This is a genomic window from Persicitalea sp. (assembly GCF_041751555.1).
Taxonomy (GTDB): domain Bacteria; phylum Bacteroidota; class Bacteroidia; order Cytophagales; family Spirosomataceae; genus Persicitalea.
Genome location: NZ_JBGSXF010000115.1, coordinates 1 through 7,289, shown reverse-complemented (window position 1 = coordinate 7,289; position 7,289 = coordinate 1). Strand labels below are relative to the sequence as shown.

Annotated in this window: 7 protein-coding genes; all 7 read right to left on the bottom strand. The window is 50.3% G+C overall.

All coding sequences use genetic code 11. The features are described 5' to 3' along the window. Positions 1–63: 63 nt before the first annotated feature. Positions 64–1,215, bottom strand: coding sequence for a glycosyltransferase family 4 protein (locus tag ACEW8P_RS03980; RefSeq protein ID WP_373511816.1), 1,152 nt, complete (start codon positions 1,213–1,215; stop codon positions 64–66). A 2-nt stretch (positions 1,216–1,217) separates the two neighbouring features. Next, a complete protein-coding gene (locus tag ACEW8P_RS03975) occupies positions 1,218–2,420 on the bottom strand; it encodes a glycosyltransferase family 4 protein (protein ID WP_373511815.1) in 1,203 nt (400 codons plus the stop codon). After that, positions 2,417–3,505, bottom strand: coding sequence for a glycosyltransferase family 4 protein (locus ACEW8P_RS03970; RefSeq protein WP_373511814.1), 1,089 nt, complete (start codon positions 3,503–3,505; stop codon positions 2,417–2,419). The genes ACEW8P_RS03975 and ACEW8P_RS03970 overlap by 4 nt, the downstream gene beginning before the upstream one ends. Next, on the bottom strand, positions 3,502–4,665 hold the full coding sequence (locus ACEW8P_RS03965) for a glycosyltransferase family 4 protein (RefSeq protein WP_373511813.1): 1,164 nt from the start codon (positions 4,663–4,665) through the stop codon (positions 3,502–3,504). The genes ACEW8P_RS03970 and ACEW8P_RS03965 overlap by 4 nt, the downstream gene beginning before the upstream one ends. After that, positions 4,662–5,390 carry a methyltransferase domain-containing protein gene (locus tag ACEW8P_RS03960; protein ID WP_373511812.1) on the bottom strand — a complete coding sequence of 243 codons (729 nt, stop codon included), beginning with the start codon at positions 5,388–5,390 and terminating at the stop codon, positions 4,662–4,664. The genes ACEW8P_RS03965 and ACEW8P_RS03960 overlap by 4 nt, the downstream gene beginning before the upstream one ends. 10 nt (positions 5,391–5,400) lie before the next feature. After that, entirely contained in the window at positions 5,401–6,153 is a 753-nt protein-coding gene (locus tag ACEW8P_RS03955) for a TylF/MycF/NovP-related O-methyltransferase (protein ID WP_373511811.1), read from the bottom strand. After that, positions 6,150–7,289, bottom strand: a 1,140-nt coding sequence (locus ACEW8P_RS03950; protein WP_373511810.1) for a polysaccharide ABC transporter ATP-binding protein, incomplete at its 5' end; no start/stop codon positions are given. The genes ACEW8P_RS03950 and ACEW8P_RS03955, both read right to left, overlap by 4 nt.

Genomic DNA, 7,289 nt, shown 5'->3' with positions numbered 1-7,289 from the left:
CCTCGGCGATCACCCGCCGCACGTCGTTACGGAAGTCAAAGAAGGAGACGACGAAGGCAATTTTCATGTATTTTCCAGAATATCCAGCCATTTGGGAGCCTGTACGCTGCTCTCGAATTTCTCCAGTACGCGTTTCCTGCCTGCCTGCCCGGCCCGGTTTCGCCGATCTTCATTTTCCAGAAAATATAAAATCCCCTTGGCGAGGCCTTCGGGGGTGCGATCTTTGACGAGGTAGCCTGTTTCGGTATCCACTACCTCCCGCACGCCTCCTACGTCCATCGCTACGACAGGCTTTTCAAAGAGCATGGCTTCCATTATTGAAAGAGGGAAGGCTTCCATACGCGAGGGGAGCACAAATATGTCAATCTGAGAATAGAATAAATCCGTTTTGTCGGTGGCTGGCAGGAAACTAATATAATCTTCAAGTCCGCGTTTTTTTACCAATGCTAAAAGTGATGAAAGATGTGGGTTGGGTTTAGCTGGCGCACCCAGCCATTGGAGCTTTACTTCCTTCGTTCCGGTAAATTGGTTGATCAGAATGAATAAAGCTTCGATAATTACGTCAGGAGCTTTAAGAAAGGATAGATTGGCTACTGTACCAAGCACGATAGCACCTTTGTCGCGCTTTGGGATAGGAGGGGAGGCTTTCATCCCTTTGTGCAATCGCCTGCTACTGACTGGTCCGTGAATTACCGAGATTTTTGTTGGTAGTACTTCGAAGGTATTCTCATAAAACGTAGCTACCGCAGTCGAGCAAACTATTAATCGATCGACGCGTTCAAGGGTCTTGCGAATCCAGGCATCGGGCAATTTAAAGACCACCAGGAAATCCATCTCGTGCGCGTGAAGAGTTATGTGGGCCGAGGAGCGCAGAGCAGTTCGTACTGATGGGCTGGAAACGAGAGAATTGATATAGATTATCTGGGGAGATTGGGTTTTGATGACCCAGCGCGCGTACCAGTGCTTAGCAACATCGTAAAGTCGTACCGACAGTTTTTTCGCCACCTTTCGAAGCAGGTAGTTTCTTTCGAGTGGAAAGATATGAGCGATTCCGTATTGTTGGTACTCCGGGAGTGCTACACCTGTCTCTTCGAAAAGGAAAGAAGCCTCAAAAGCATTTGCTCCTTTGGTCGAATCCAGCAAGTTCAGCAGCACCTGTGAGGCTCCTCCCAAATTAGGGCGCGGCGACAGGAAGAGTATTTTTTTTCTCTCCAAACTCATCGATAAACTGCTTCGTAGGCGTCAAGGCAACGGTTCATGTCGAACTTCTCAAAGGCTGCATCAGCTACCGATCCGTGCGCTGCCAGCAAATCGGAATTTTCTGCGTACTGCCTCATGCAATTGGCCAATTCCTCGACCGATGTACCTGCTGGCGAGTAATGTAGAAGCTTACCTGCCAGTCGTCCGTCCGGGTCGCTCATCATGTTTTTGACCTCGCCGATGTCCGTTCCGATGACGGGCTTGCCGCAAGCCAGATATTCGATGACGGTATTAGGGTAGCTTTCGCTTTCTATGTAAGAGGGAAAAAGGCCGACATCGAACTTTTGAACCCAATCCAGCACACGGGCCGTGGCTCCGACAAATTCAATGTAGGACAAGTGATCGTACATATTTATTAGGGAAGGTAAACACTCACCGTCCCCAACCAAAATCAACCGACAATCTATATCTTCATCGTGCAGCAAGCCAGCGGCTAGAATGGCTTCTTCCCACCCTTTGCGGGCAACGGCTCTCGACACAAGGCCAAAAGTGATTGGAAATGACGAAGAGTAGCACAAGGATACCGATTTACTGGCAGATGGCTTTTCAAACCCCAATGGGATGTACACAGGGGTGCTTTTCAGGACAAAAGTTTGCAAAGGCCGCTTGTTTTTCGGAGTGAGCAATACAATGCGATTTGCTGCTTCCATTACTCTGTCAGTGCTGGAGATTTGTGCAGTGCCAGCAGTCCCCACCAAATATTTTGCCTGATTGTAGCACCCATGCATTGATATCACAAATCTCTGCGATCGAGGTTTTTTTAGAAAGTATTGCGCTACCGCCCAATCGGCAGCCTGAAGGTGCGAATTGATGACATCGATATTTTCTTCCAGACAAAATTTTTCAAGAAAATTCACGAGGACTTTTGCACTAACTTTTTTTCGTAGAAAAATCACTCTTCGATGTAGTCCAGGATTCCATTGTGTAGTAACGTAAAGCAGCTTCCACCATACAGACTGCAGCGGAGAAAGCTGATCTTTCAACGCAACTACCTTCACCTGCTTGAAAACTCTTTCTTCGATGGACGAAGAGGGACGTATTGATCTCAAGCGAAGTAAGAAAACCTTATGTCCACGCTGAGATAAGGCATTAGCCAGCCTGACCACAAAAACTTCTGCCCCGCCGATAGCCAGAGAAGGGATTGCCAACAGGATATTCATATTTCAAGTGTTACTTTTCGATACAAATCGGCAGTTCGATTAGCAATGACGGCCCAGTCGAACTCTCGTTCGGCTTTCTCCCTCAGTACTTTTCCGATTATATTTTTTTCAGCGGGGTAGCTTTTCAGATAGTGCAGGGCTTCCGTGCATAGCCCCTGCTTGCCTTGCCTGATATACATTTTATGGTTCTGGGGCAGATAGTCGGGGACTCCGCCTACCGCCGAGGTGAGAATCGGAGTTCCCGTCGCCATTGCTTCCAGAATAGCGTTGTTGGCCGTGCTGTCCAATAGGGGTAGGACAAGGAGGGAAGCTTTGCGATAGCATTTTAGCAACTGGTTGTCGGTCAACTTTGTGTGGAAATGAACGTTAGGATTTCGAGCCAGGCGCATCATGCGTGGATTTTGAACATCAGTAGCATTGCGCATATAAACCATGTCGAACTGAATTTTGGGTTTAGTCTCAGACAGTTGGTCCACAATACGCTCGAAGGCACCAAAGTCACGGAGCCACTGGCCTACGAACAGGCACCTTATGGGTTCGGACACCACGACGTCTGGTTGCGGACTGAAAAAACGAGTGTCCACGCCATGGGGTATTATGTGTATTTTTTCTGCCGCCAGGTACTTGGTCATAAACTCCTTGGAAGCAGAGTCGAGGACTATAAGCGCATCCAGCGCATCTAGCCAGTGGGGTTCTAGGCGGTTGATTTTCCACCAGGAGGGCGGTTGGTGAGCCGTAGCTACCAATTTTGTTTTTTTGAAAAACTGTTGGCGGAGTTTAGGTAGAAATCCCAGTGTATCTTCCAGGTACAAAATATGAATGACTTCCTTTGGCTTTCTATATGTCTCCCATGCTGCGGCAAGCTCATGCTGTAAACTTGACAGATTGTAAAAAGTCGTCGCGTGTATATTATCACGATAGCGGTTCCTGATTTTCCCAAGGAAACGAGATGAGCTAGGTTTAGAGGGTCGCCAGATGGAACTGTACTCGTGAGCATCAGCCTTTAATAACGCGTCGCTCAACTGGTCGTAGCCGCTGTGCTGGCCCATGTGGGAAAAACGATCACGAAGCAGGAGTATTTTCATAACCGAGGGGCAGCTTCCTGAATAGATTCGACAGACAGTAACTGTAAAGTCTTTTCAATCATGTTTTCCTGCGAAAATCCCTGTGCCTTTCGCCAAGAATTTGTAGCCATTTCTCGCATATTTTTCGGGTTGCTCAAAACCCAAAATAGTTTTTTATTTAGACTCTCGACGTTTTCTTTCTCAAAAAGTACCCCTCCCTGCCCATCTTTAATTAGGTCAGGAATGCTGCTAGCATTGGAAGCCAGAATGGGTACCCCCGCCGCCATCGCTTCCAAAAGGGCGAACGACAGACCTTCCGAGCGGCTGGGCAGTACGAAAAGATCCGCTACCCGGAGCCAATCGTGCACGTCCGACCGACGTCCTAGAAACAAAACCCGGTCAGAAATGGCCAACTCAGCGGCCAGACTTCTCAGTTCCTCTATCAGTTCGCCATCGCCGATCAAGAACAATTGGTGGTTAGGAAAGTCCGGTGCAACAGCAGCGAAGGCCCGAAGTAAGAGGTCGATCCCTTTCTGGAATGAGAGCCTGGCGACGGTTAGAATAACGCTTTTCCTGTCTACCAGTTCTGCTATTTCCGCCTGAGCAAACTCATTTGAAGGAGCCAATGCGACGCCATTGGGGATCAGGTGAATTTCGGAAGTCGGAAGCGTAAAGACATCACACAAAATTTTCCGGTTATTTTCCGAAACGGCCACCCATTTCGGATTACGTGCCTTTGCCCACAGGTACTTTCTGACCATGCTGGCAGACAAGTGAAACTCTTCCCCAACTAACTGAAAAACAACGACGGTACGTACACCCAACAGGGCGCAGGCCAACAGTAGTTCCGTGGCGGTGTTTGGCCAGGGCAAGCTAATGTGTACGGCTTTTGGGCGTTTGCGCAGGATCAAGAGGGCTATTCTGAGAATATCCCAGGCCAGGCGAATGCGCCTGAAGCGTCCAGGCTGCCAATAACGCAATATCAGTGGGTTGAAAGAAGCTTCAAATTCGGAGAAGGAAGCCCGAAGCGTCGCGGTTCCTTCGGCGGGTGGAAACATTGTATGGACTTTGTAGCCAAGGTTGTGCAGTGCTTTTGCAATATTCAGGGCGTATTCCTCGCACCCTCCGCGTGATTGCGAAGGGAAGGCTACGACTACAGATTTAGAATCAGGGTAATTCAAAGGGATGTTTTGGATCGTTTATAGGCTACGACGTGCAGCCCCAGAGCCATCGAATGATTGGTGAATTCCGCAGGTGGCCGATCTTTCTTTAACAGCCAAAGTATGATCGGGCTGCTGACTTGCCTTAGTCTTTTCCTCAATCGGGGAGAGCGTACCTCCATGACGACTACCTGAGCCAGCACCTGAGCCAGGGTAGCCAGCCAGCCTCCTGTAGCTCCTACATGAATATCATCCGCGTTGAAGCCCGCTTCCTGCAAAATGCGGCTGAGTGAAAAAGGCGTGTAGCGATATTCGTCGTAAGGTACTTCGTGAAAAGGCCAGAAAAAAGGAACCGTCAGATAGAATACGCCGCCAGGCTTGAGGATCCGGTGTACCTCACTGGCTACCTTGACGCCATTGGGCAGATGCTCGAACACCTCCGTCGCCAGGCAGGTGTCGGCGGTGCTATCCGCGAATGGGAGTGACTTACCATCCCAGTAAACATCCGGCGGGGTACTGACGTGGTAAGGTGCATCGGGCCAATCCACGCCAATGTATTCGGTTATGGCTGAGTTCTGTAGCAGTATGGGTCGATACGGCATTCGCCCGCAGCCCACATCGACCAAAGTCCCCCGGAAAAGGTGGCGCTGCGCGGTGATGGTTTCCAAAAGAAGCTTACGGATGACAAAAAGTCCGTAATGGTGCTTTATGGATGGCGCCAGGAATTCATCGGGAGGAATTGACATAGTTCGAGCGTCACATTTTTACGGCAAGGCGACAGGTGTAATCTACTCTGGTTAGAAACAGGCTGATACCGTTATCCCGCAGATATTCGTCCACGGCCCGGCGGCAGCCTTTCCAGTGACCATAATCGTCGATTATAATTACTCCGCCCGGCCGGAGGCGGGGAAACAGATGTTCCATTTCGTGTTTAGTAGATTCGTACCAGTCGGTGTCGAGCCTCAACAGGGCTATCTTATCGGGCGCCTGATCGGGAATGGTATCTTCAACCTTACCCTTAACAAAATGAAGGTGGCTGCTGGGGTATCGGGTCGAATCTACGTTCTGCATTACTTCTTCCAAAGTCGAGTAACACCACACGCCCCGCGCATCTTCCCTGGAGCTGTTGTCGAGAAGTTTCTTCGCTGTCTCCCCTGCAAACGATTCATCTTCGGGCGTAGGTTCACTCATGCCTTCATAGGTATCATACAAATAAAGTTGGCGGTTCCGGGCCCTTCTTCTTTCGAGGGTAAGCGCCATAGCCATGGCGCTTCCTCCCCGCCATACGCCGCATTCCACAAAATCACCTTCGATATTTTGTTCGATTACATATTCTGCGGCGCGGATCAGACTGATAAGTCGCTCGGGGCTGGTCATCGTGAAAGGACTCACCCGATCGATGATTTCCTGTTCCGTTTTCCCGATATCGGCGTACCGCCACGGGTCTGAAGCTGGGGCCGGGCGCTGCCGGGAGGTTTTTTTGAATAAGTTCGACCAGTATTTCGTCATGCTATCTTAGTTACGTTCCAGGAGGCATCCTCCAGATAGGCACAAGTTCCGTCGCGCCAAGGGTATTCGCGTCCCAAATCGACCATATCAACGGTAAACGGACAAATGTTTTCGACAATATCATATATTTCGCCACCCGGAGGGCCGGTGAAATATACTTTCAGTATATAGTCGCCCATATAGATTCGGGTGGTGGGAATCTCACAGCGAATCCGGAAAGTACCCGCCTCGCGACACATGGGTCGTTCGGAATCGAAACTCCACAAATGTACGATCGGGTGCTGACGGTTGTTAACAACTTGGAAAGAAAGGCAGGCCCCACGCAATGGAACCGGCGTGTGGAGCGTGAAGTCGATAGTTAAAGCGTCCAGGCAGCGGTGATAGTTATTGGGCAGACTCGTGTTCAACTTCACCTGAGTGACGGTGGGTTTGAAGGTGTCCGGGGGCGCACTATACACCGTCCCCCTGGGGGCGTAATTGGTCAAATAGGTATTGATTGCAACGGGAGTTGGGCCTAAAAACGTTATTCTGCCCCCATCCATAAGCGCGGATTTTTGAGTGAGGCTGGCGATCGCGTTGATATCATGGCTCACAAACAGCACCGTCCGCCCGTCGTTCTCACTCACATCCTTCATTTTACCCAGGCATTTTTTCTGAAACTCCGCATCACCGACGGCCAGTACTTCGTCTACGATCAGTATTTCGGGTTCCAGGTGCGCGGCGACGGCGAAGGCCAGCCGCACGTACATACCGGAGGAGTAGCGCTTCACGGGCGTGTCGAGGTAGCGCTCCACCCCGGCGAAATCCACGATTTCGTCCAGTTTGCGGCGGGTTTCCTCTTTTCGCATCCCTAAAATCGCCCCGTTCAGAAAGATATTCTCGCGGCCTGTCAGTTCGGGGTGGAAGCCCGTGCCTACTTCCAGCAGTGAGGCCATGCGGCCCCTGACGCGGATGCGGCCCGTGGTGGGTTTGGTTACGCGCGAGAGGATTTTAAGTAGCGTGGACTTTCCGGCTCCGTTGCGTCCGATGATGCCGAGAATTTCACCTTTCGTTACCTCAAAAGAAATATCCTGCAAAGCCCACACGAAATCGCTCGAGGTACGGTCGTTGGTCTGGCCTATTTTGAGGTAAGGATC

Excerpts from the sequence above, each read along its gene's own strand:
- ACEW8P_RS03975 (WP_373511815.1), bottom strand. The coding sequence starts at position 2,420 with ATGAATATCCTGTTGGCAATCCCTTCTCTGGCTATCGGCGGGGCAGAA.
- ACEW8P_RS03955 (WP_373511811.1), bottom strand. The coding sequence starts at position 6,153 with ATGACGAAATACTGGTCGAACTTATTCAAAAAAACCTCCCGGCAGCGC.
- ACEW8P_RS03960 (WP_373511812.1), bottom strand. The coding sequence starts at position 5,390 with ATGTCAATTCCTCCCGATGAATTCCTGGCGCCATCCATAAAGCACCAT.
- ACEW8P_RS03970 (WP_373511814.1), bottom strand. The coding sequence starts at position 3,505 with ATGAAAATACTCCTGCTTCGTGATCGTTTTTCCCACATGGGCCAGCAC.